Raw genomic sequence first — 23718 nt, forward strand, 5'->3', positions numbered from 1 at the left:
TCGCCCAAGCCAATGAGCTAGAACCCGACAACCACTTCGTTATGTCGAACCGTTACATGTATGAGCTTGCCGACATTTTTATAATGAGATCGAAGAATAAGAATAAGCAGGTTGAAGCGCTCAATAAGAAATTCAAAAAACAGTTACTGAATGCTCAGAACAATGCTAACTCTTATCGAGTCTATGACGCGTTAGCAGCCTACTTCCTCACTGAAGATAACCCTGGCCAAGCCGAATACTATCTAAGCTTGATTCCGAGGAATGAATACAGTGTGATGTCTATGATTATCTTGGCAAAAATTGAAGAATCTCAAGGCAACCCTTCAATGGCGGAAGAGTATTACTATGAAGCGATATTAGAATCTGGCCACCCTGTGGTTTTGAAAGTCGCTCAAACGTTGTTTTTCAAAAGTAACATCACCGAGATTGAATCCAAACTGGGTATCAACCAATGATTAACAGCTCTTAACTATTGGCTATTGGCTATAGGCTATAGGCTATAGGCTATAGGCTATAGGCTATAGGCTATAGGCTATAGGCTATAGGCTATTAGCCGTTAGCTATTAATATAGCAAACACACCGCTTACTCAGGCGGTGTGTTTTTGGGTTCTCACAGAAATCAGTAATCGTTAATCGCTCAATCGTTGATAAAAAAGCGATAACCGCTATAAGGCATTGGTTAGCAGAATACCAACACCAATCCTTTCACTGTTGTAGTCATAATCAATCAAGCTTTCTCCATAGCCTTTGTAGTACTGGACATACCCTTGAAGCCGGCCATACAGAGGAAAGCTGAGTGATGTCTGTATTCCACCATACCCGGTTTGAAAGTTGTAGCGACCCAATGCTGAAACCTCAAAACCATCCCACTTGTAAGCGCCAGACAATTCATAATGACCGAGATAGTCTTGAATATCAGGGTTGTCATCGCTACTACTCGACTCAGGAATTCTGTACCAAGGCTGAAAATAAACCGCAAAGTCATCTTCGGTATACCCTAGTCCAACATAAGCGCGGTTCCAGCTACGACTAAGCTCTGCCGTTCGTCCGTTAGATTCATGCTCTAAACCCAAACGCGAAAACCAAACACCATCAGCTGACTCGATGTTCAAAGGCGTTTCGTAAAAGATCTCTGGGCGATAGTTAGTCTCTCTAAACGGTGCCGAGATATCAGAAGAGTACGCCTGCCAAAATGATTTGAGCGTAAAACCAAAATAGATTTTGTCCGCTTGATTAAAAACACCATCATCAACCACTGGAATTTTTAAACTTAACTGCAGTTTGATCTCTTCATCGCTGAGGTCATCCGCTTTACCTCCGAATCGCTCATCCCCATAGGGCTGTGTATTCACGCTGGTCATATGAGTCACTGGCAAAATGTAGTTCAAACGATAAGGCGTTATAACAAACGGGTTATCTTCAGTTGTGTACTCCATCTTCAATCGCGGGACTTTAGACTCAAGTGCACTTTCGCTGATTGAGTCTAAACCGACTTCGCTGGTTTCACCCGAGAACTTATTTTCGGGTGTTTTGTTTGATGTAACGGCTTCTTGGGATGCGCATTGCTGCTTTAACCACTCAATACTTTGTTGATTGGTTGCTTTGGCCAATGAAGACAAAATACATTGCTCATAGCTTGCTCGTTCATCAACACCGATAGTTTTGGCATACGCTGAAGCATTCACAGCGAGGCCAATAGCCAGTAGAGCAAGCGTGTTTTTGTGTCTAGCTAGACTTTCACCAATCCCGATGCGTTTACTAGCGCTGTTCTGTTTACGAGCTTGCATCACACTACCCTTGCTTTTTATCGAGGTAAGTCACTTCAAAAGCAAAGTCGACTGCTTGTTGGGTAATTTGCTCAAGGTTTTTGTCGAGCATATCTATGGTGATTTCTGATTTTTCATTCTCAAGTACGCCATTATCGTTAACAACGAAAATACGGCGACCAATGAGCTGAGATGAATCATGATCTTTCAAATCCACACTCGCCAATATACGAATTGAACGGTCGCGAGTGCCTGCCGCATATTTAATGGCGCCGATAACAGAGCCAACAGGGATAAACTCAGTCACACGCATGTCTTCAGGAATATCATTGATGTCATAGAGCATCACGCTTATATCGAGCTCCTTATTCTCCAAAACTACGTTCTTGTAGCCCTGTAATTTCGTCGCCAGCTTCTCGTCCATTTTCTTGTGGAGCTGTGTTTTGAATTGAGACTGAACCTGCTTTGATACTCGCTTGTCAATCCCCGAACTTTTTATGCCAACGGTCGTAAATTCAAACTCATTGAAGTGAAGTGAACGGCTGTCTTTGGCTATCCACGATACCCCTTTCATGTCGTCATCAAACTGGCTATCAATGAAGTAGTGGTTTGAGTCGACGCTCTGGATTTCTTGTTTATTTGGCATGTTGCTTGAACAACCAGCAGTGAATAAAACGATCAATGGGAATAGGTAATGTAGTTTCATGTGAACCTCTAATTTTCTAAATTTTGAGTGCACGAATCCCTAAGCGATAAGGCTCATAAATTGGGATTCGTGTTGATTAAGCTTCTATGTGTATTGGCTGACTAAAGTAACCAACCAGATAACGAACTAAACTTCTTGCTCTTGTCCGCGGTGATCCGCAGCCAAGTAGGTGTATATCGTTGGCACAACGAACAGGGTGAATAATGTGCCCACCGACATACCCACCGTGATGACCAAACCAATAGAGAAACGGCTTTGCGCACCGGCTCCGCTTGCAATAAGCAGCGGTACGACACCGACAACCATCGCAGCTGTGGTCATCAATACTGGTCTCATTCGAACAGTCGCTGAACGAATAGCGGCCTCGCGTCGGCTGCATTTCAATTCCTGTTGCATTTGGTTTGCAAACTCCACAATCAAAATACCGTGCTTACTAATCAAGCCTATCAAGGTCACCAGCCCCACTTCGGTGTATATGTTGAGCGTATCAATGCCTAAATACAGTGGCATCAGGGCGCCAAAGATAGACAATGGAACACTGGTTAATACCACTAGTGGGTCTCGCAAACTTTCAAACTGAGCCGCCAGCACCAAGTAGATAATCACAAGCGCTAGGAAGAACGTCGTAACCAGTGAAGAGCCTTCTTGTAGGAACTGTCTCAATTGGCCTGAAGTATCCGTCGTATAAGACTTAGGCAATATCTTCGCTGCTCCTTCTTCCATCACTTTATAGGCTTCACCGATACTGATTCCCGGCATCATTTTCGCTTCAATCATGGCGCTATTAAGCTGTTGAAACTGATCCACTTTCGATGGCTGTACTGATTGGCTAATTTCAATCAATGACGCCAGTGGCACCATCTCATTGGTGTTAGAGCGTACGTGGTAGTTCTTCAAGTCATCCCAAGAGTTACGGTTCTCGTTAGGTACCTGAGTGATAACTTGGTAGCTGCGCTGGTCCATCGAGAAGTAATTCACGAAGCCTTCACTGATAAAGCGAGACAACACGGTACCAATATCTTGTGCGTTCACGTTCATCTGAGCCGCTTTATCGCGGTCGATGCGAATCTCTACCTGTGGCTTATTAAAATTCAGGTCGTTTTGCACATAGATGAACTTGCCACTCTTCTGTGCGTACTCTTTCAGTTTTTCAGCGTACTGATAGAGATCCTGATAAGAGCCCGTTGGCGTTTTCAGAACCATCTGGAATGGCAGACCTTGCGGTGTGCCTGGCAAGTCCGGTGGAGAGAAGGTATACACCTGCAAACCCGGTAATACAGAGCTCTCTTTTTCGAAACGTTGCATTACTTCTTTTGCCGTTGCGTCACGCGAATCCCAATCTTTCAATACACCCAAACCAAAGAACGCATTGTTGTTCATGTAACCGTTATCTAGCATGGTCATTTCGACTTCATCGTTCTTGCTGATAGAGTCAATCAGAGCCGGTGTAAAGTGGCGAATGTAATCGGTATTCGCTTGTGCAGGACCTTGCCCCATCACAATCATCACGCCTTGATCTTCTTCAGGTGCCAGTTCAGATGAAGTATTCATAAACATGAACACCAAACTGATCAGTAACGTTCCTACCACTGGCCAAATATAAACACGGTTGTTCAACACATGTTCGAGCACTTTTCGGTAGCGCTCTGTTACACCTTCAATTACAGCATCGATTTTCTTAACCAACTTTCCATCGAGAACCGATTTGTTAAGCAGTTTTGAACACATCATCGGCGTTAGCGTTAAGGCGATGAAACCCGAAATTAATACTGACCCCGCCAAAGTGAATGCGAACTCCGTAAACAACTTACCGGTGAGCCCTCCCATGAAACCAATAGGCGCGTACACTGCGGCCAATGTAATGGTCATCGCAATAACCGAGCCTGCAATTTCACGTGCACTGTCTATTGCGGCCTTAATTGGGCTGGTGCCATCTTCTAAGTGACGAAATGTGTTTTCTACAACAACGATGGCATCATCAACCACCAGCGATATCGCTAATACCATGGCAAGCAGCGTCAACAGGTTAATACTGAAACCCATGCTCAACATGAAGAACATAGAGCCAATCAATGACAAAGGAATCGTTACAAGTGGTATCAACATTGCTCGCATTGAGCCCAAAAAGGCGAAGATAACGATGACAACGATCAGCGCAGCTTCCATTAAGGTTTTCGCTACTTCATCAATTGAGGTTTCGATAAACTTAGTTGAGTCATAGATTACGTCCGCTTTAATACCATCAGGTAGGCCTGCTTGGATCTGCGGAAGCAATTCGTAAATGCCTTCAACAACGGTTAACGGGTTCGACGTTGCCGTATTGCTGATCGCCGTTGATACGGTAGTCACACCATTAAACTCAACGTCTGAGTCATAGTTTGCTGCGCCTAGTTCAACCGTCGCCACATCTTTCAAGTGTACGAGTTGCCCGTCGTGCGTCTTCAAAGACATGTTCTTGAAATCGTCTACTGAACTTGAATCGGTATGAGCGTTAATATCAACTTCGATATAAGGATTTTGCAGCTTGCCCGCCGCACTCACAATGTTATTTGCACGCAGCGCGTTTTGGACATCTTCAGCCGTCAGACCATATGAAGCCAGTCGTTGAGGGTTCAGCCAAATTCGCATTGCAAAATCTTCTTGCCCCAACATGTCGACCTTTGACACCCCTTCAACAGTAGAGAAAGTCGGCTTAACCACACGGCTCACATAGTCCGAGACTTGCTCCGTCTTCAATGTGTCACTCGAAAATGAAACATATAAGATCGGAGATTGAGACGTCGACTTAAGAATACTTGGATCCAATACGCCCGATGGCAGCTTATATTTTACTTGCTGCACGAGAGACAAAATCTCAGTCAAAGCACTGTCCGATGGATACCCTAGCTTCAAATAAACCGTAATAACCGACTTACCCAGAGCACTATCCGATGTCATGTAATCAATGCCCGCTGTTTGGGCAATTTCTGCCTGCAGTGGTTGCGTCACATACCCTTGAACGCTGGATGCACTGGCACCTGGATAACTCGTTGTAATGGTAATAACGCCCGTTTCAATTTCTGGATATTGACGCACTTGCAGTGAGGTAAAGGCTTTAAGACCTAACACCAATAGCACAAGGCTTAATACCGTAGCCAAAACTGGACGTTTGATAAATACATCAGTAAATGTCATGGGAGTTTCCTAGTTACTTTGCTTAGTGCTTTTGTCAGTGATCAGCGGATGTTGGTTGTTAACCAGAACCCATCCACCATTCTTAAGTTGGTGTTGGTTTGAAGTCACAACCACATCTCCTGCTTTCAAGCCCGAAACCACACCAACATAGCCACCTTGTTTAGGGCCGACTTCGACAGTGCGTTGCACAACCTTGTATTCATAGAAGGGTGATGCATCTTTGCTTGTGTGTTCGCTGGCCTTTTTGGTCGACGTATCCAATACAAACACGGTATTCCCGTATAAGGTGTAACTGATCGCAACAGAAGGCACCGCCACGATGGTGTCCGATTCCGATGTGATTAACGTAGCGTCGACATACATACCCGCTTCTAACGGCACAGCTTGGTTAGCCATGGCTCTCAATTCGATATTGTGCGTGTTGCTGTCTGAGCTCGGTTCAATAGCAGAAATAGTGCCGTGAAAGACTTCGTCGTTGGTTGCTTCTGAATAAAACTGTAAATCTTGCCCTACCTTCACATCGTGTAAATAAAGCTCTGGAATAGAGAAGTCGACATACTGCTTTGATTTGTCTTCCAGCTCGACAATCGCAGTGCTCGAATTAATAAAATCACCCACATCGATATTGCGAATCCCAACACTGCCAGAAAATGGCGCTTTCACTTTCATGTAGTCGATTTGCGTAGCAATATATTCCAGCTTTGCACCTTCAGCATTAAATTGAGCTTGTAGCTTATCAACCGAGTTTTTTGAAACGCTGTTATTTCTAAGGAGCAATTTATTCCTCATCAATTCGACTCTTGCCAATTCAACTTTGGATTGCTGGCTCTTATAATTGGATTTCAATAACGCATCATCCAATTTAACAAGAACATCCCCCTTATTTACTTGCTGACCTGAAGTAAATAGAATTTCTTTTACTTGGCCTGACATTTGGCTCGTCACATCAATAGATTGATTAGAGTGAATGTTGCCAATGACTTTTAAACTTTTGTCCCAAGTATCTTGATTTACTTTTTCCGTTGTTACAGATATGGCTGGCAATTTAAAATTAGCGACCTTCTCTTTGATCATTTCACCTTTTACATAATGAAAGCCAAATACAAAAGACAGTAATATAAAAAGAGCTGACCCGACAATAACGCCTTTATACTTACTCATGTGTTCACCTTGTTTTTTAAGTCTGGTCATTCTATCTATAGACGCTACCAATAAATCAAACTCATATAACATCCACCCAATCTTATATAAAATAAAAATCAAACCATATAAATCAACAATTTAAGATCAATCCACCAATCAACACTCAATTTTTGTTTTATTGCTATTTTATTTGAAAATGATTTATCTATTTTCTCGATCGATATAATTATCATCGTTCCTTAAACAATTAAACGAGTTAACTATGTCGAATCAAATTAATCACACTAAAGTCGCTATTAAAGAGAAGATGAAACGTATATATGGCGAAGATGTTGTCCATAAGCATAATAAAGACCATTTAGAATATAGAGAGCATCAACCCTCTCATTCTGGTCAACATGGTGGCGACCCAGAAGGTCATAAGCATTTAGTCAACCACCATTCTGATGGACATCATCAGAAACACCACAAAGATAAAATGCATGACCACAAAAAGTCATCGCGACTACATCATAAAAAATAGAATCCTGGGTTAATTCCAGGTCATTAAAAATAAGCATTAGATCAATTCATCACTCAAATATGATTAATGCTTAATCAAACATTAAACCAAATTAAAAAATGAAATAGCGAGTCAATGGTGATGCTATTTCATTCAAGGATTACTATGTCATTTATTATTGAACAACTTAGAGACTATCCATTTATAGCGCTCTTTTTATCACTCGGTCTCGGTTACTTAATCGGTAAAATTAAAATCGGTAAGTTTGAATTAGGTGGAATCGCAGGTTCACTGCTTGTTGCTGTAGCACTTGGTCAGATCGGCGGTATCGCGATTTCAAATGAAGTGAAAAGCATCTTCTTTGCTTTATTTATTTTTATGGTGGGTTACAACGGCGGTCCTCAGTTTTTCTCGTCATTCCGCCTCTCTTCACTCACACGCTTATTTGCTTCGTTCGTGATGACCTTTGTCGGTCTTATTACTGTCGTTTTACTCGCTAAGTGGGCAGGTTTAGATAAAGGGTTAGCAGCGGGCCTTGCGGCTGGTGGCTTAACACAATCGGCAATCATAGGTACTGCAGGTAATGCTATCGATCAGCTGAACCTAGCGCCAGATGTCACCTCAACACTTAAAACAAACGTGGCTGTGGGTTACTCAATCACCTACATCTTCGGTTCTCTTGGTCCGATTCTAATGATGTCACTCATTCCTATGGTAATGGGTTGGAACATCACTAAAGAAGCGAAAAAGCTCGCTGAACAAATGGGCTCTGGAAGCAAACAGTTAAACGAGGGGGAATTCTCTGCATTGAACCGCGTATCTTCTCGTGCTTATCAAGTGACCGCGAACTCTATGTTTGTTGGAAAAAGTGTTGTCGAGTTAGAAGAAGCATTCGATGCCGACCTCACAATTGAAGCTATCTACCGCTCACCCCAAGACACAGAATCAACGTTAGATTTGGCGAAGAACCCTATTTTAGCGGCGGGTGACAAAGTTTACCTTACTGGTCTGACTCAGGCATTTCCTAAAGTGACCTCGTTGGGTGTCGAACTCGGTGAATTTAGTGAAGAAAGCAATGTTGTCCAAACACAACAGAAGGTCGTACTCACGAATAAGAAACTAGTGGGTATTACGCTACGTAAGCTTCACGATGAAACGAACGCACGTATTCGTCGTGGTGTTTATATCACTCAGCTATCACGCATGGGCCATGATATTTCGACATTGCCAGAAACTGAACTGCACATTGGTGACGAAATCACCTTAGTTGGACAAAAAGAAGACATAGCTAAAGTCATCAAAAAAATTGGCTACAACAGCCCACTGCCTAGTGTTACTGACTTCGTAACAATGTCTTTCGGCATGGTGCTTGGCTATCTGATTGGCGAGATTGGTTTCACTATCGGTGGTTCTCATATCGCTCTAGGTTCAGGTTTAGGTTGTCTGGTTTCCGGCCTACTTGTGGGCTACCTAAGAATGCGTACACCTCGTTTAGGCAGTGTTAACCATGGCGCAGCCAACTTTATGCAGACATTCGGCCTTGCAGTATTTGTTGCGGTTGTTGGTATTAATGCAGGCGCTCCAGCTCTGACGGCAATCAAAGAGAATGGCGTAACGCTTTTACTGCTAGGTGTGTTGGTCACTCTAATTCCTCAAGTACTGACGTTCCTATTCAACTACTACGTACTCAAAATCAAAAACCCAGTAGAAGCGCTAGCAGTTATCGCGGGTAGCCGCAGTGCAAACCCTGCATTCGCATCGCTACTAGAAAAAACACAAAACAGCACACCAGTACCGAGTTTCACGATGACTTATGCGGTTGCCAATATCTTCCTCACCTTATGGGGTCCGATCATCATCAACCTAATTACCAAAATCTCGTAATCAACATCGAATCAGCCAATTGATGATTCAACTTATTCATTAACTACTTAACACAGTAGCTAGCCAAGCAGGCTAGCTGCTCAAAGAAATTAACTCATTTATATATCCAAAAAACTTGGATCTTAAACAAATTTAGAGAGAAACGACTATGAAACGCACAGATGAAAAACGCCTAGAAACACTAAGCCCATTCGAAGTAAAAAACACACTGATCGACCTTGCTCAGCATTCACATGAAAAAACCATGATCAACGCTGGTCGTGGTAACCCAAACTGGGTCGCGACAGCGCCACGTGAAGCCTTTTTCCAATTAGGTATGTTTGCACTAGAAGAATCAAAATCGAATTTCTCAGGGTATGAAGGCTTTGGTGGAATGGGAGTTCAACAGGATATTAGCCTGCGCTTTCTTCAGTTTTGTGAAAAATACGAAGACCAAGAAGGTGTGCAATTCCTCATTGAAGCCTTCCAGTTTATTACGGATCAATATCAGGTAGACGGTGATGCGCTTATTTATGAATGGGTTGAAGGGATTCTAGGTAACAACTACCCAGTGCCTGATCGCATGCTCAAATATTCAGAACTTATTGCTCGCAAATACATTGAGCAAGAAATGGCGGGCTCGCAGCCATTACCTGCAGGAAAGTTTGACTTGTTCGCCGTTGAGGGTGGCACAGCGGCCATGGTTTACATCTTTAACACGCTAAAGAGCAACCGACTATTGAACCCTGGTGACACCATCGCGATTGGTGCGCCGATTTTCACCCCGTATATTGAAATGCCAGAGCTTGAAGATTACGCGCTCAACAAAGTAGAAATCATGGCTGATGAAGCGTCTGCGTGGCAAATCCCAGACTCTGAATTAGAAAAACTGAACGATCCAAGTGTTAAAGCTTTCTTCCTCGTTAACCCAAGCAACCCTGCTTCGGTTCGATTAAGCGATGAGACACTCTATAAGATTGCAGAGGTTGCTAACCGTCGCCCTGAGCTCATCCTTCTTACAGATGATGTTTATGGCACTTTTGCTGATAACTTCACATCACTAGCGATGCTGGCTCCGAAGAACACGATTTTAGTGTATTCGTACTCTAAGTACTTTGGTGCAACAGGCTGGCGTTTAGGCGTGATTGGCGTACACGAAGACAATAATTTCGACCGCATGATTCGAGATCTTCCAGAAGACACTCGAAGCACGTTATCTCAGCGATACCAAGGCATTGCACTTGAGCCGAGTAAGATTAAGTTCATTGACCGTTTAGTGGCAGACAGCCGTGCAGTAGCACTGAACCATACCGCCGGTCTTTCAACACCTCAGCAGATTCAAATGACAATGTTCTCGCTGCTGTCTTTGATGAAGGATGGCGAAGAGTACAAGCGACTCGCAAAACAAATTGTGCGTCGTCGCTACCACACTCTAATGCAAAAGAACTTAGCCGCGCCAATCGTTGCTGAAGGCGATCAAACCGGTGCGTTCTATTACGTGGAGATTGATCTGAAAGAGATTGCTCAAACGATTCACAGCAACGATTTCTTCGCATGGTTAGAAGAAACGTATGAGCCGCTTGATTTCTTGGTACGCCTTGCAGAAGAACATGGTGTGATTGTGATGCCGGGGGCGGGTTTTGATGCGCCAACGTGGTCTCTGCGTGTGTCTCTAGCGAATCTAGAGGAAGCACAATACGCAAATATCACTAAAGCGATGAACGCAGTAATGCAAAGCTATGTTGAACGTTACGAAGCGGCTTGCTAACACGACCTCAACACTAGAAAGCTCATAGAAAAGCGATAAATTCTGAGTGTAGATTCACTAAATTAGTGAGCCTACACTCAGTTCGTTTTATCTAAGACGATATATGAGAATAATTATTTGAACTCATAGGTGTAAGACGCACCAACACTGTTATTTTCACCGAAATCGTCCTCAGCAAAAATAGTGAAGAAGTTGAATGATTGAGCGTCACTCAACTTGTAGCTAGCACCGACGCCTGCCCAATACCCTGAATAATCATCAGACCCCATTGAACCGCCACCGAAGCCCATGATAGACCATTCATCAGTAATCGTTTTTAAACCAAACGCACCAATGTAGCCACCGTGTGTTGAGCTCGGCATCAATACATAGTCAGAACCAACATTATCGTCATCGAAAACCGCTACTTCGCCGTCATTATAGCTGTAACCAGCCATAGGGAAGATTTGCCAACCTAACGGCTCAATATCGAAATAGCTCAGTGGTATAAATGTGCCAATACTGTAGTTGTTCTTATAAGCATCGTTATCATACTCAGAGCGGCTAAAGTTGAAGTTCACGATACCCATAGGCAATAGCCATGAACCGCCTACTCGCCACTCTTCGCCGTCTGCATTGACACGAGCATTAATCATTCGCGCTTCATCAAGCCCAATAGACCCAGAGAACTGCAAATCTTCGTTATAAGCAACGCCAGCTTTGGTTACGATTTTAGTCGGGTCGTCAGGGTGCTTCTCTTCAGCAAAAGCACCCATCGAACCGAGCGTTGCCAGAGCAACAAGCAATAGATTACGTAATGTCATTAGAAGGTCGCACTAACGCCAACAAAGTGGATACGGCCATCGATTGATCCATTAATTAATGTAGCTGATGTATCGGCTAAGTTACGATTCATATCAACTGATCCTAAATCAGCGTATTCGTAGAACACGTCGATCAAGATATCATCCCAATACGTTGAAGCACCTACCGAGTAGCGATACTGTTCGCCAACAGGAAGGTCAACCCATTGCATTGACGGATCATCTTGTGGCGAGGTCTCGTAAGAGAAGCCCGCTTTCAAACGCCAGTCTGAGTTCAGTTGGTAGTCCGCACCTACTGCAAACTTCCACACGTCGTCCCAATCGCGTTCAAGTGGAACACCACTAATTGGACTTCCAGCAACACCAAAATCAAGAACTGTTGTATCCCACTCACTCCAACGATGTAATTGCACACTAGCCAATAAGTCGAGCTTTGGGTTAAGTGCGTAACTAGCGCTGATATCAACGATCTCTGGCAAAGCAAGATCCATAGCTAGAGAGTTAGACAAATCTTCTATCCCTCTTAACTCATTATTAAACTCGTGCTCAAGCTTTGACCGATAGCTAGCACCCAACTTAAGTTTATCCGACGGCGTAAACATTACACCTAGGTTATAACCATAAGCCCAGTCAGTGTCTTGCTTTGCTGTAAAAACAGAGGATGACTGTTGTAACGCAGCCCAACTTAACTGGATACCGGCACCAACCGACCACTGGTCATTCAGTTGGTAGCTTAGTGATGGGTTCACTTGCATTGCAGTGAGAGTGATATCTTCTAAAAGTGCTGCACCCGCCCAATCACTGCCGTAATCAAGGCTAGAGCCGCCAACAGCGCCAAGCGCGATACCAAGGTGTAATTTGTCTGTGACTTGATGAGCGTGGAAGGCACCAAATGAAGGCATGACTGTATGAGCTTTACCGTTGTCACTTGAATCTAAGTTGTCTTGATATTGCATCTCAAGATCAAACGCCATAGTGTTAATGGTCGTTTTGCTTTCGCCCATGTGAGACATGGTGGCAGGGTTAGTCCACATCGCCGCCGCAGAGCGAGTGTAAACACCGTCACCAGCGCCAGTAGTACCCGCGTTGGCAACGACTGCTTCTTGCAAAAACAGGCCACTTGCGAATGCATTTAAGCTAGTAAAAATTGCAGTGGCAGCTAGAGAGTAAGTAAAAGTTTTGTTCATCAGAGCGCTCATTTAGCCTTAGACATTAAATTGCTCTAAGGTTACCGCAAGGCCCTATAAACAAAGGGAATATCCATTATTCCTGTACAAACGCTATTTAAACTTTCTGGCGACGTAAGGGCGTGGTTTGTCTCGATGAATTTCACGTTGAGCTGCAATCGCCCTGTTCTTACCTAACCCAACCTTTATCTGATACCAAGTCTCGTAGAACACAGCCATGCCTGGGCTTGACCACCAAGTCTTGTTGTAGAGTTTCTTGTTAGCAGCGACGACATCTGGCGACCGATTCGCACACTCAAGCGCCAACGCATAGGCTTCAGCGTAAGGATCTTCGGCAATCTTGGTCACCACCCCATATTCTTTCGCGGTTTCACAGTCGATCACTTTGGCCGTCATCGCCATTTCAAGGGTGTGATCTTTACGCATCAGCTCTCTAAAGGCGATAGCGCCTCCCATGTCTGGAATCAGACCCCACTTTGCTTCCAATATTGAGAAGTTCGCATCCGGGCTAGCAATTCTAAAATCACCACCACTGACCAATTGCAGACCACCTCCCCAACAACGACCATGAATCGCAAAAATGACTGGGCATGGAATATCTCGCCAACCCAATGAAAAGCGTTGTGCAGCGTTGGGCAATGTCGGTAGCCATTTAAACAAGAGCTTCATCGCCCCAGATTTACTGGTTAATAGGGACTTAACATCAAGCCCTGAACAAAAATCAGAGCCCTCGCCCTTCACTATTACGGCACGAATCTCGGTGTTCTTTTTCAGCTGAGTCACCATGTTATTCACGCCTTGGAACATTGGCATATCAATAGCATTGAGCTTATCGGGTCGATTCAACACAACCGTCGCAATTTGGTTTTCATCGATAGAACAAGTAATACGATCGAGGTTTGGCATGGTGGCTACCTTATCAGTGGTCAGACCTTTAGATTATACATTTTATTAACATATGCCAAACTTGCACATTAAGAAGCGAGACCTGTGTTGCTTAACGCCTCTCCCTTACTTAAACGACATCAACAAAAAAGCAGTGATGGATCGCTCCATTCACTGCTTTTTATTCATAGCTTTTATTGCCAGTAGCGTCGATTACCAATGGATTTAGGTCATGAGAAAAACCTATGTTCTTCGAGATTTCAGTAACAAGAAGATGAAATAGCTGCCACCAATAATGGAAACTAACGTCCCTGCTGCAAGCTGCGCTGGGAACACCACCACTTGCCCTAGCCAGTCAGCAAATAACATGAGAGCAGCACCAATTAAAAACGACAAAATGATCTGTTCTTTAACCAAACGCGCACCCACCATTGCGGCTATATGCGGAGCCAACAAGCCGACAAACGCGACAAGCCCCATGGTGGTTGTCACGACCGAACATAAGATCGCAACAATACACAACAATGCCACGTAGGCAATATTGATATTCAACCCTCTGGCACTCGCGAACTGACGGCCTGTCGCAATTAAGGTCACCCAACGACTCAACAGCAAAGCAGCCCCGATAGAAGACGTTATCACCATGGTCATAATCATTGCTGACTCTGGTTCAACACGATAGGTAGAACCTGCCAACCAAGCCAATAAGGTGTATTTCCCCTCGCCGACTCGTGTTAAGGAAAATTGCACTAAAGCCTCCAACACCGCGGTCAGCGAGATACCGGTCAGGATTAGGATAGACGGAGCGAACTGATGCTTCTTACCAAGGAACAGCAACAAACAGAGCGCAATCGCACTGCCCAAAAACGCAACCCACGGGCTCAATGAGTGAATCGAATACCCCATGAATAAGCTACTGAAAATCAACGCCAGAACCGCTCCAGCCGACACACCAAGAATGTCTGGGCTCGCGAGGGGGTTGTAGACCAATCTTTGTAAAATCACACCAGCCACCGCTAAGCCGCCACCAGCGAATATCGCGGTTAACATTCTCGGCCAACGAATCGACCATTCAAATGCGTCTGGAATAACAAAGTAGCCCATATCAGAAGATGGCTGTGACAATGTACTCAACGCCAGCAACCCGAAAATCATTGTACCCAATAAGAAGTAAGCCACAGGTGAAATAAACTTTGGCCCTTTAGGCATCGAGAAAAACAACTGATCTTGAGCCGATAATTGCTTTCTCGCAATAATAATCAACGCAGGAGCACCGATCACCGCAGTTGCCGTCCCTGTTGGAATCATGTCCAAAGACCATTGTGCCAAGAAGATCGCCAAGCTGTCGGTCACACAAAGCAGCAGCGCACCTAATACACAACTCGCGATGAGTTCAGATTTGGCCTTTAGAAAACCTAGATGCCTAGCGATGTTCGGGGCAATCAAGCCGATAAAACTGATCACGCCCACTGAGGTAATCGACACTGAGACCAACCAAACGCCAATTGCCATTAACACAAAGAAGGTTGCTCCGATGTTAAGCCCGCGCGCTGCTGCTCCTTCAGTACCAATCGAAAGCAAAGTTAGAACTCGTGGCGCCAACAAGAAGATGGCAAAAATCGGCAACAGCTTAGGCATCAGCCACAACACTTGTTCCCAGCCATTTTGCCCTAGGTCGCCCGCTCCCCATACAAACAGATTCTGTGCGTACTGGTCGTTAAGCAGAATAATCGCCGTTGCAAATGCCCCTAGCAACAAGTTGACCGCCATACCCGCCAATACAATTGGCAAGCCGCTCATGTTTTTGATGCCTACAATTGAAACAATCAGCCCCATCGCAAGCAGCGCACCAACTAGAGCAAACCATACTGAATACTGAGCGACCAACATCGGCGCTACCACATTCAGAATAACCAGACCAAGCCATGCACCTGATGATGTACCCAAAGTTAACGGGGACATCATGCGATTCTGCGTCAATTGTTGAAACAAGCTGCCGATAGTGCCAAGTGTCCCGCCAACCAAGATTGCCATCACCAAGCGAGGTAAATTGACATAAGCCAACGCCATCAGCTCGAATGAATCATCGACCATTGAGTTGAATGTCGCGATGTCACTGATCTGTGAGACTTGCTGAAGCAACTCACCAATAGGGCCAAATTCCGACTGCCCTAACCATAAATGAACAAGGGCAGCACAAAGTAGCGCAGCCCCCATCATAAAACCACTGGATTTCATTACTGCTCCGCTAGCGTCAACAACGATTGCGCCATGGCTTCTGCGTTATACAAGATCGACATTGCACCGCCGTAGCTCCAACTTGCTGCGACTGGGCTAAATTGACCATTGCGAACAAAGGGCATGCTCTTCCAAACCGGAGAACGGTCCAGCTTGTCTTGATACGGGAAAGGTTCAAAGTAAAGCGCAATCCCCTTCTTCACGTTCTTAAGCTCGGTCATACGCTTTTGACTGATACCCCACTGACTTGCAGGCAGATCCATCGCATTATCAAAGCCTAGTTGCTCAAGTGCATATTGTGGAATCGAGTTATCACCGTAAATGTATACCGAAGTGGTGCTCGCAAAACGGAAAGAGGTCACTTTCGGCTTGTCGCCTGGGTACGCCTTATCTAATTCAGCTTTAAGAGCTGCGATACGCTTATCCATTGCGGCCAGCTTTTGGTTCGCTTGTTCTTCTTTGCCAAGCAGCTGGCCGATCTTCTTGAAGTTCTCGATAGCAGCCGCTGCATTACTGTGCTGCTCACTGTACGTTTGGTAGTAAAGTACTGGCGCGATTTCAGAAAGTCGTTCCTGAAGATCTTTCTGTGGTGAAGCGATAAGAATCACATCAGGGTTTAGCTTCTTCAAAGCAGAAAAATTAGGCTCTGTTCGTGTGCCAATGTCCGCCACGCCTTCTGGAATCGCAGGTTGAACAACCCAATCGGTATAACCTGCAATATCAGGCACTGCTACTGGCGTGACACCGAGTTCAATCACTTGTTCAGCTATGTCCCAGTTCAGCGCTGCCACTCTAACAGGCTGAGCTTTAAGGGTTTTAACGCCCTCACTGTCTTCAACTTGAAAATCCGCCATCGCATTAAACGATAAAGCGCTCGCTAATACGGTTACCACCAGCTTTGCATTCAAGCACTTTACTTTAGAAAAATGGGAAGCTATTCGTTGTAAATTCATACTGTTGCCTACTCAATCTAAATTCTATATTTCTTCAAACGACAAAAGCAGCCCAGTGAAGGCTGCTTTAAAATTGATCACCCTAACCTAGTTAGAATTCATAGTTTACGCTTAGCTCTACAGACTGCTCAGCACCGAACCAGCAGTTCGATTGGTCGTAACACGCGTAATATTCTTCGTTGAAAATATTGTTCACGGCTAGGTTCGCTGTTGCGCCAGATAGCGTATCGCTTGCTGCACCCAAATCATAACCCACCGACAAATCAACAACCGTGTAAGACGGAACTTTACCTTGAGTATTGCTTGCGTCCATTTGCATTTCGCCAACGTAACGAGCACCTGCACTGAATCGAGAGCCAGCTAGCATGCCGTTAAATACGTTGTAGTTAGCCCACATGTTAGCTGTGTGTTCAGGTACATAGATTGGAGTCGTACCTTCTAAACCGTTGCTAGAGTCTTCGGTAATTTCCATATCAACATACGTGTATGAAGCCGCAATATCGAAGTTTTCTGTCGCAAACCAACGTCCAGATAGTTCTGCACCTTGCGATACCACTTCACCAACTTGGATTCTTGGACCATAAACGTTTGTCGGGTCTGTCATCAACATGTCTTGCTTAACAATATGGAATAAAGAAACCGTTGCTTCTTTCGACATATCGTCAGACAGGTATTTCACACCAATCTCTGCTTGTTGTGCGTTCTCTGGATCAAACTCATTGCCCGCTTTATCAACACCCGGAGCTGGTTCGAAGCTCGTAGCGTAACTTGCGAATGGCGCTAATCCATTATCAAACTGATACAAGCCACCTAAACGGTAAGTGAACTGCTTGTGATCAGATTCATGGGCGTAGTAATCACTCTCAGATTTGTAGTGATCAAATCGCGCACCCGCAATCAGTACTAGTGCGTCCAGACGAACTTGGTCTTGAACATAGAAGCCTAACTGACTTGACGTCGTATCATCTAAGTATTCGTTTTCTTTAGTAACGTCACTACGGTCAAGCAGATCGTTGTTAGGGTTTAATGGATCAAAGCTATTAAAGCCACTGCCGTTCGCGCTGTATGCTGAGTAGTTAACATTACCATCCATGTCTTGGTAATCTAAACCAAGCAATAAGTTGTGTTCTACTGAACCAACATCAACGATACCGCTCAACTGGTTATCAATAACAAAACCTTTGAAGCTCTCATCTGTTGAATAAAGAGCTCGAGCCAACTGGTTTGGTGTGCTGGGATCGTAACTAAGGTGATATGTGTTCTCTTGATATAGAGATGCGTCGGTATAGCGAGCATTCTGTAAGAACGTCCAATTGTTATTAAAGTCATGGTTAATCTTATAGCCAACCATCAACACTTCACGTTCGAATTTACTCCAGTTCTTGTCACCCATAGAAACAGATGGATCGCTTGCTTTAAGCACATCGAGTGGCATTGCCGAGTTGATGCCCATTGAAGGATCATTCTGGTAGTACAGATTGAAGTTGATTAATGTGTTGTCGGTTGCTTGCCAGTCCACAGAAGGTGCAATTAAGTAACGCTCTTCTTCTGCATTATCAACTTGGCTGTCTTGCTTGCGAGCAAGTGCGATCAAACGGTAAGAAAAATCACTGTCACCAAACTGACCAGTGGTATCAATAGAAGCTTCTTGTAGATTGCGAGAGCCTGTTGCTACGCCAACTTTAGTCGACGATTCCGTTTGCGGAGCTTTAGCAATCATGTTCACCATACCACCCGGTGGCATTGCGCCATAAAGCACAGAGGTAGGCCCCTTGAAGATCTCAACTTGTTGCATTGCGATCGGATCAATCTGCGGTTGTAGGTTCCAACCATTCAAGAATTGAAGTGAAAGACCATCGTAGTAGTTAACGTTGTTGGTATCAAAACCACGGATAGAGTAAGAATCAAACATTGCTACCGAGCTACCACGGTTTTCAGTTACAACACCCGGTGCATAACGAAGGGCTTGATTCAAAGATTGAACACCTCGTTGCTCTAACTGTTCTTCATCAATAACCGTAATACCTTGAGGCGTTTCTTCTGGCTCAAGTGCCGATTTAGTTGCGGTGTTACGATACGCTTTGCCCATAATTGTGACAGTTTCTACATTCGAATCTGCCGCAGTAACGGTTTCTTCCGCCAACGCTTGCGCTGAGAACGCAGTCAACAAAGCGACTGCCAATGATGAATACTTAAAACGAGTGTGAGTGGTCATAATTCCCTCGGTACCAATGCTTAATATAAATAATAATAAATCTCATTTGCATTGTATGTATCTATGAATGGGATAATTAACAATTTGGTGCAAGTTCAAAAAGAACTTGGCCTATTTATAACGAAATTCGGTCAATTGATGATTAAAAACACAATTAACCTTATCAGTAGCAAGGCTTTGCTAGGAAGGGAATGACGAGGATATGACTACGATTTAATAATAGGAACCCAATACTCCATCTCAGCATCTGATGCATGGGCTTGATAGCCAAATGGGTACACTTCAAGCTCATAACCATCAAGACCACGATAGCCGGAACTTGGCATCCAATTCAGCACAAACCAACTCAAGGTATGTCGCAGATTCTCGATAGGCCCGCAGTGCTTCACCACGGCATAGGTTTGCTTGGGGATGGTCAGCACTTCTAACTTTTCAGAAATGAGGCTTGGTAGTTGCGGAATTGAAACTTCGTCATGAAGCTCGACACCTGCCCAATAATGAATGTTAGTCCCGTCGAAGCATGACTGAGTGAGATCGACAACACCAATAAACTGCAGTGCATTATCATCGGGCAAACTCACCTCACTTTCCAAGCGTGACCATAACTGAGGGACTTTTTGTGCAAAATCTTGGGTCAGTGAAAACAAGCCGCTGATTTCTGACGTCATGCCTTTAACAAGAAACGACTCTTTTTCGTCGATTCGAACTTCAACAAAACTCAGAGCGCCTTTTTCTTCCGCACTGACGGTTTCAGATACTTGTATCGGCTTCCTTAGCCCTACTCTTTTACCCGCTTTTCTGTATTGGCTTGGGCTTGCCCCAAACATCTGCTTAAAGGAACGACTAAAACTAATTTCTGAATTGAACCCAAGCCCGAGTGCAACATCAATGACCCGCTCTCTTCCATCAAGTAGCTCTTCGGCAGCCTGACTCAGTTTTAGCTCTCTCACATAGTTCGCCACAGTAAGCCCAGTTTCGGCTTGAAACACTCTTTGCAGTTGCCAGCGAGACCAACAGCTTTGCTTTGCAATATCTTCTAGAGATAGCGCAGAACTAAGGTTCGCATGGATATAAGCCAAAACGCGGCTGATACGGTCAAATGCAGGTGTGTTCATATTCAAGCTTTCATATTCTCGGTGGTGGCTAAGGCGTGTTGACCTTTCGGGGTAAAATAAAGCTCAACACGATCTAAAACATATTGGTTTCAGCAATACTTTTATCATTTAAAAACACTTTGATCACTTAAAAAAGGCTAAGCCGCGTACAATTCATAAATTAACCAAAACAGCAAAAGCCCAACGTAGATGCTCCATTTTGTATGGTTATCCTTAATTAGGTTCGCTATGATAACGCAACTGATTCTCATTTAATGGTTTAAGATGCTTTCCCAGCTCCACAATATTGTCACTCGTAGGAGAGCGCCGTCTCTACATAAGAAAATCTTCGCTTACTCAAAGCAAGTTACCCCTTATTTAAGCGGAAGCTTTGGTGCGCTGCATAGTAAGAGCATTGCAATAACGAATGACGATAGCCATAAAGAGATCAAACGCGTTTACGATAGCCTCGCACAAAACCACCCTGAAGCGGGCAAAGCCTATTGGTTAACCCGAACGTGGGATCTAGTATGCTGGCAACCCATCTATGTGACCTTCATTTCCATTTATGGCCTTCACTCACTGCCGGATATTAAGAACATCGGCCAGTTTCGGTACAAAGAGTTTGTCACAGGCTACCGTTTCTTTAATGGTGACCATCAACATGGCTCACCGGAAGAACTGATTCCACAAGCGGGTGAAGCTATTCTTGCACTGACCGAGTTTTATCGAAGCCAGATTAGTGAGTGGACACGCATTCGCCCGGGGTTTACCAATCATTTATTGGCTGACCTACTGTTAGGCAGTTTGATAAAGCTTCAGCAGCACGAACCAAGCCTAACTAACGACTATATCACTGAACAAGCCAAGCTTTGGTTAGCGGCATGCCAATTGTCGGAAAGTCATTTGGACAGCCTGAAGGTTGATGCAAACTCAGGTATGCTAAAGCTAATCAGAGTCAGCTGCTGCTTAGTTTACAAATGCGAATCAGGAAAGTATTGCGACGATTGTCCAAGACATCCCGACAACAAAAAAGCGGCTAAATAACACCCTCTATTTTAAAGGCCAATAAAGCTCGTTTTATTTCATTGAGTTGCTTTATTGGTCTAGACACAGGACTGACATGTTTCAGCTTTCAAACATCAAAATTGTTCGTGATGAACGAACCATTCTCTCAATTGAAGACCTTGCGATTCCGACCAATGAACTGACTGTCGTTCTTGGCCATAATGGTTCAGGTAAATCTACACTCGTTAATTTGCTATCCGGGCAGATGTCACCGGATCATGGCAGCGTTGAACTGGACGGCACTTCTCTTTCTTCACTAAAAAGCAAAGACTTAGCCAAGAAGATTGCGTATTTACCGCAAAAACTTCCCGCTTCTGCTGGCTTAACTGTCGAAGAGCTAGTTCGTTTAGGGCGTTTCCCATGGAGAGGCGCACTAGGCCGTTGGAATTCAGAAGATAAGTCGATCATCCAGCAAGCAATGGAAAGAACCGGTGTTACTGAATTCTCACAAGCATTAGCGGATGACTTATCTGGTGGTGAACGTCAACGCGCGTGGGTCTCTATGTTGCTGGCTCAACAGTCACCGGTATTGATCCTTGATGAACCGACTTCTGCATTGGATGTTCATCACCAATTCCAACTGATGAGTTTATTGTCTGAACTGAACAAAAATGAAGACGTTGGCGTTATCGTGATTCTGCACGACTTGAACCTTGCACTGCGCTACGCGACACACATCGTTGCTCTGAAGAAAGGTCAGATTGCCTTTGAAGGTAGCGCAGATAAGTTACTCGATGAACAGGCTTTGTCTGCACTGTATGAATCCCCTATCCGACTGATCGATCATCCAGTTCCAGCTAAGACAGCAGCAAGCGAAAAGGTCGCCGTTGTCTGTGAATAGTTCGGATATCTGAGTCTAAGCTCTAAGCTCTAAGCTCTAAGCATAAAAAGGCCATTGAAATTGTAGAACTTCAATGGCCTTTTCGTTTTCCACTAGCCGGGCTGCTAGATAATTACCTAAACAACTAACTGAGCTGGGACTCTCTCGCTTCTTGGCTACTGAAACCACGCAAAATGTTAAACAGGGTAATCAATGTGAACAGCATGATGACGAGCGATAAATGCCACGCTTCCCCTAGCCCTAACTGAACCAGTCCCATACTCACCATTGAAGAGACCACCATCTGCCCGCCGCCAGACATCGCAGCAGCCGCGCCAGCATTCTTCTTATAAGGCAACATCACTAACGCCTGAGCACAAGGTAACGCAATACCATTACCAAGGATCATCAAAAACTGGCCAAGCATGAGATACAAAGGCTCAAGTGGGCAAAAGAAAAGCCACAACGCAGCTGAGATGTGTAGCACAGGCGTACATAACAGTGTTTTCTTATTGCCTAACATTGGGCGAATACGGTTACACAAGCTGGTACCACCTAACATGCCCAACGCAGGTATCACCGCCCACATAGCGTACTCATCAGACGTCATGCCGATCTGGTTCTGCATGATAAACGGCATCACCGACACAGTGGTGATCATCAAACTAAAATTAAGCCAGCCAATGCTCGCAAAGCTCATAAAGTAGCGAGAAGTGAGTAGCTCTTTGTATTGCAACGCCATTTTCTTCGGTGAGGGAATCGCTGAGAACTGAGTGACGGTTTCTTTGAATTTGAACGCCAATACCCCCCAAGCCAATGAGACATACCCAAGTAGCGAGATGAATACCATACTCCAGCCAAAGTGGAAGTTGATAAACCCACCGATAACAGGCGCAATCAGGGGAGTAATTGACGCTACCATGGCGATATAAGACATCGCCAATGGTAAGTCAGATCCGCTGAATCTATCTCGTGTGGAAGCGCGAGCAAGCACCGCACAACAACCTGTTCCTAAACCTTGCAGGAATCGACCCAGTACCATACTGGTAAATGAATGGCTGAAGAAGATGATCATCAACAGGCCAAGCATGGCGATCAACAAGCCGCTTAACAGTACCTTCTTACGCCCAAGAGCATCGGAAATAGGGCCATAAATAAACTGGGAAGGGCCAAAGCCTAATAAATACACACTCACCAAAAGCTGAGCTTGCTCTAGCGAGACATCAAAATCTTTTGCGATCCAAGGTAAAGAAGGAAACACCAAGCCCATACTGAGCTGGCCGATACTGATGACCAAACAAGCAAGTAAGATCGATTTAAAATCAAATCCACGACTCATCGTTTAATACGTCCATTCGAAAAAAAATCGTGCGTATCTAACTCACAACATAAAAACTGAGAAAATAGCAAAAATGCTGCTGGCGAGTTGTTCATAATGCTCCGACGGGATCAAATAGAGAAAGGCACAGTAAACATACGTGAGCTTGTATAATCATACAATAGGCGTTCAACTAAATATGTGAATAGTCACT

17 protein-coding genes and 1 pseudogene are annotated in these 23718 nt (G+C 44.5%); 6 read left to right on the forward strand and 12 right to left on the reverse strand.

The window, feature by feature from the left end; translation table 11 throughout:
- A pseudogene (locus tag IQQ51_RS27155) lies at positions 1 to 455 on the forward strand (CadC family transcriptional regulator); the annotation flags it as partial.
- Positions 456 to 666: 211 nt separating this feature from the next.
- Here the strand turns inward: IQQ51_RS27155 and IQQ51_RS14525 are convergent.
- The 4 genes from IQQ51_RS14525 to IQQ51_RS14540 all read right to left on the reverse strand — a co-directional run bounded on the left by IQQ51_RS14525 (position 667) and on the right by IQQ51_RS14540 (position 6880).
- The gene (locus tag IQQ51_RS14525) at positions 667 to 1788 is read right to left on the reverse strand and encodes a phospholipase A (RefSeq protein WP_193841446.1); all 1122 of its coding nucleotides are present in this window, start codon (positions 1786 to 1788) and stop codon (positions 667 to 669) included.
- A 4-nt stretch (positions 1789 to 1792) separates the two neighbouring features.
- Positions 1793 to 2473: a DUF3313 family protein gene (locus IQQ51_RS14530; RefSeq protein WP_193841447.1), complete on the reverse strand. Its 681-nt coding sequence runs from the start codon at positions 2471 to 2473 to the stop codon at positions 1793 to 1795.
- A 126-nt stretch (positions 2474 to 2599) separates the two neighbouring features.
- Positions 2600 to 5647: an efflux RND transporter permease subunit gene (locus IQQ51_RS14535; RefSeq protein WP_061038131.1), complete on the reverse strand. Its 3048-nt coding sequence runs from the start codon at positions 5645 to 5647 to the stop codon at positions 2600 to 2602.
- A gap of 9 nt (positions 5648 to 5656) precedes the next feature.
- Positions 5657 to 6880 (reverse strand): efflux RND transporter periplasmic adaptor subunit, encoded by a 1224-nt coding sequence (locus tag IQQ51_RS14540; RefSeq protein ID WP_050620725.1) that lies wholly within the window; start codon positions 6878 to 6880, stop codon positions 5657 to 5659.
- Positions 6881 to 7052: 172 nt separating this feature from the next.
- On the opposite strand from IQQ51_RS14540, the gene IQQ51_RS14545 reads away from it, so the two are divergent.
- The 3 genes from IQQ51_RS14545 (at position 7053) to IQQ51_RS14555 (ending at position 10923) form a co-directional block, all read left to right on the forward strand.
- Positions 7053 to 7313 carry a hypothetical protein gene (locus IQQ51_RS14545; protein WP_193841448.1) on the forward strand — a complete coding sequence of 87 codons (261 nt, stop codon included), beginning with the start codon at positions 7053 to 7055 and terminating at the stop codon, positions 7311 to 7313.
- Positions 7314 to 7457: 144 nt separating this feature from the next.
- Positions 7458 to 9176, forward strand: coding sequence for an aspartate-alanine antiporter (aspT, locus tag IQQ51_RS14550; RefSeq protein ID WP_193841449.1), 1719 nt, complete (start codon positions 7458 to 7460; stop codon positions 9174 to 9176).
- Between the two features lie 148 nt (positions 9177 to 9324).
- Positions 9325 to 10923: a bifunctional aspartate transaminase/aspartate 4-decarboxylase gene (locus IQQ51_RS14555; protein WP_193841450.1), complete on the forward strand. Its 1599-nt coding sequence runs from the start codon at positions 9325 to 9327 to the stop codon at positions 10921 to 10923.
- A gap of 113 nt (positions 10924 to 11036) precedes the next feature.
- On the opposite strand, the gene IQQ51_RS14560 is transcribed toward IQQ51_RS14555, so the two are convergent.
- From IQQ51_RS14560 to IQQ51_RS14590, 7 genes are all read right to left on the reverse strand, one after another.
- The gene (locus IQQ51_RS14560; RefSeq protein WP_193841451.1) at positions 11037 to 11726 is read right to left on the reverse strand and encodes a hypothetical protein; all 690 of its coding nucleotides are present in this window, start codon (positions 11724 to 11726) and stop codon (positions 11037 to 11039) included.
- Positions 11726 to 12913: an OmpP1/FadL family transporter gene (locus tag IQQ51_RS14565; RefSeq protein WP_193841452.1), complete on the reverse strand. Its 1188-nt coding sequence runs from the start codon at positions 12911 to 12913 to the stop codon at positions 11726 to 11728. Before IQQ51_RS14565 ends, IQQ51_RS14560 begins: the two co-directional genes overlap by 1 nt.
- A 93-nt stretch (positions 12914 to 13006) precedes the next feature.
- Complete coding sequence (locus IQQ51_RS14570; protein ID WP_193841453.1) at positions 13007 to 13819, reverse strand: crotonase/enoyl-CoA hydratase family protein; 813 nt, start codon at positions 13817 to 13819, stop codon at positions 13007 to 13009.
- 222 nt (positions 13820 to 14041) lie between these two features.
- Positions 14042 to 16036: a Fe(3+)-hydroxamate ABC transporter permease FhuB gene (gene fhuB / locus IQQ51_RS14575; protein WP_193841454.1), complete on the reverse strand. Its 1995-nt coding sequence runs from the start codon at positions 16034 to 16036 to the stop codon at positions 14042 to 14044.
- Complete coding sequence (locus IQQ51_RS14580; RefSeq protein ID WP_193841455.1) at positions 16036 to 16989, reverse strand: iron-siderophore ABC transporter substrate-binding protein; 954 nt, start codon at positions 16987 to 16989, stop codon at positions 16036 to 16038. The genes fhuB and IQQ51_RS14580 overlap by 1 nt, the downstream gene beginning before the upstream one ends.
- A gap of 91 nt (positions 16990 to 17080) precedes the next feature.
- Positions 17081 to 19204 (reverse strand): TonB-dependent siderophore receptor, encoded by a 2124-nt coding sequence (locus IQQ51_RS14585; protein ID WP_193841456.1) that lies wholly within the window; start codon positions 19202 to 19204, stop codon positions 17081 to 17083.
- A gap of 206 nt (positions 19205 to 19410) precedes the next feature.
- Positions 19411 to 20319 (reverse strand): AraC family transcriptional regulator, encoded by a 909-nt coding sequence (locus IQQ51_RS14590; RefSeq protein WP_193841457.1) that lies wholly within the window; start codon positions 20317 to 20319, stop codon positions 19411 to 19413.
- Positions 20320 to 20583: 264 nt separating this feature from the next.
- On the opposite strand from IQQ51_RS14590, the gene IQQ51_RS14595 reads away from it, so the two are divergent.
- Both IQQ51_RS14595 and IQQ51_RS14600 read left to right on the forward strand, forming a co-directional pair.
- Positions 20584 to 21345, forward strand: coding sequence for a siderophore ferric iron reductase (locus tag IQQ51_RS14595; protein ID WP_193841458.1), 762 nt, complete (start codon positions 20584 to 20586; stop codon positions 21343 to 21345).
- 76 nt (positions 21346 to 21421) lie between these two features.
- Positions 21422 to 22207, forward strand: coding sequence for an ABC transporter ATP-binding protein (locus IQQ51_RS14600; RefSeq protein WP_050633000.1), 786 nt, complete (start codon positions 21422 to 21424; stop codon positions 22205 to 22207).
- A gap of 124 nt (positions 22208 to 22331) precedes the next feature.
- On the opposite strand, the gene IQQ51_RS14605 is transcribed toward IQQ51_RS14600, so the two are convergent.
- Positions 22332 to 23525, reverse strand: coding sequence for a multidrug effflux MFS transporter (locus tag IQQ51_RS14605; RefSeq protein ID WP_193841459.1), 1194 nt, complete (start codon positions 23523 to 23525; stop codon positions 22332 to 22334).
- Positions 23526 to 23718 lie beyond the last annotated feature (193 nt).

Source organism: Vibrio sp. OPT18 (assembly GCF_015163615.1).
GTDB lineage: Bacteria > Pseudomonadota > Gammaproteobacteria > Enterobacterales > Vibrionaceae > Vibrio > Vibrio coralliirubri.

What these genes read in the sequence shown, in the direction of transcription:
- IQQ51_RS14595 (WP_193841458.1), top strand. Translation starts at nt 20,584, where the DNA reads ATGCTTTCCCAGCTCCACAATATTGTCACTCGTAGGAGAGCGCCGTCT.
- IQQ51_RS14600 (WP_050633000.1), top strand. Translation starts at nt 21,422, where the DNA reads ATGTTTCAGCTTTCAAACATCAAAATTGTTCGTGATGAACGAACCATT.
- aspT (WP_193841449.1), top strand. Translation starts at nt 7,458, where the DNA reads ATGTCATTTATTATTGAACAACTTAGAGACTATCCATTTATAGCGCTC.
- IQQ51_RS14560 (WP_193841451.1), bottom strand. Translation starts at nt 11,726, where the DNA reads ATGACATTACGTAATCTATTGCTTGTTGCTCTGGCAACGCTCGGTTCG.
- IQQ51_RS14565 (WP_193841452.1), bottom strand. Translation starts at nt 12,913, where the DNA reads ATGAACAAAACTTTTACTTACTCTCTAGCTGCCACTGCAATTTTTACT.
- IQQ51_RS14540 (WP_050620725.1), bottom strand. Translation starts at nt 6,880, where the DNA reads ATGTTATATGAGTTTGATTTATTGGTAGCGTCTATAGATAGAATGACC.
- IQQ51_RS14570 (WP_193841453.1), bottom strand. Translation starts at nt 13,819, where the DNA reads ATGCCAAACCTCGATCGTATTACTTGTTCTATCGATGAAAACCAAATT.
- IQQ51_RS14580 (WP_193841455.1), bottom strand. Translation starts at nt 16,989, where the DNA reads ATGAATTTACAACGAATAGCTTCCCATTTTTCTAAAGTAAAGTGCTTG.
- IQQ51_RS14530 (WP_193841447.1), bottom strand. Translation starts at nt 2,473, where the DNA reads ATGAAACTACATTACCTATTCCCATTGATCGTTTTATTCACTGCTGGT.
- IQQ51_RS14590 (WP_193841457.1), bottom strand. Translation starts at nt 20,319, where the DNA reads ATGAACACACCTGCATTTGACCGTATCAGCCGCGTTTTGGCTTATATC.
- IQQ51_RS14555 (WP_193841450.1), top strand. Translation starts at nt 9,325, where the DNA reads ATGAAACGCACAGATGAAAAACGCCTAGAAACACTAAGCCCATTCGAA.
- IQQ51_RS14525 (WP_193841446.1), bottom strand. Translation starts at nt 1,788, where the DNA reads ATGCAAGCTCGTAAACAGAACAGCGCTAGTAAACGCATCGGGATTGGT.
- fhuB (WP_193841454.1), bottom strand. Translation starts at nt 16,036, where the DNA reads ATGAAATCCAGTGGTTTTATGATGGGGGCTGCGCTACTTTGTGCTGCC.
- IQQ51_RS14605 (WP_193841459.1), bottom strand. Translation starts at nt 23,525, where the DNA reads ATGAGTCGTGGATTTGATTTTAAATCGATCTTACTTGCTTGTTTGGTC.
- IQQ51_RS14535 (WP_061038131.1), bottom strand. Translation starts at nt 5,647, where the DNA reads ATGACATTTACTGATGTATTTATCAAACGTCCAGTTTTGGCTACGGTA.
- IQQ51_RS14545 (WP_193841448.1), top strand. Translation starts at nt 7,053, where the DNA reads ATGTCGAATCAAATTAATCACACTAAAGTCGCTATTAAAGAGAAGATG.
- IQQ51_RS14585 (WP_193841456.1), bottom strand. Translation starts at nt 19,204, where the DNA reads ATGACCACTCACACTCGTTTTAAGTATTCATCATTGGCAGTCGCTTTG.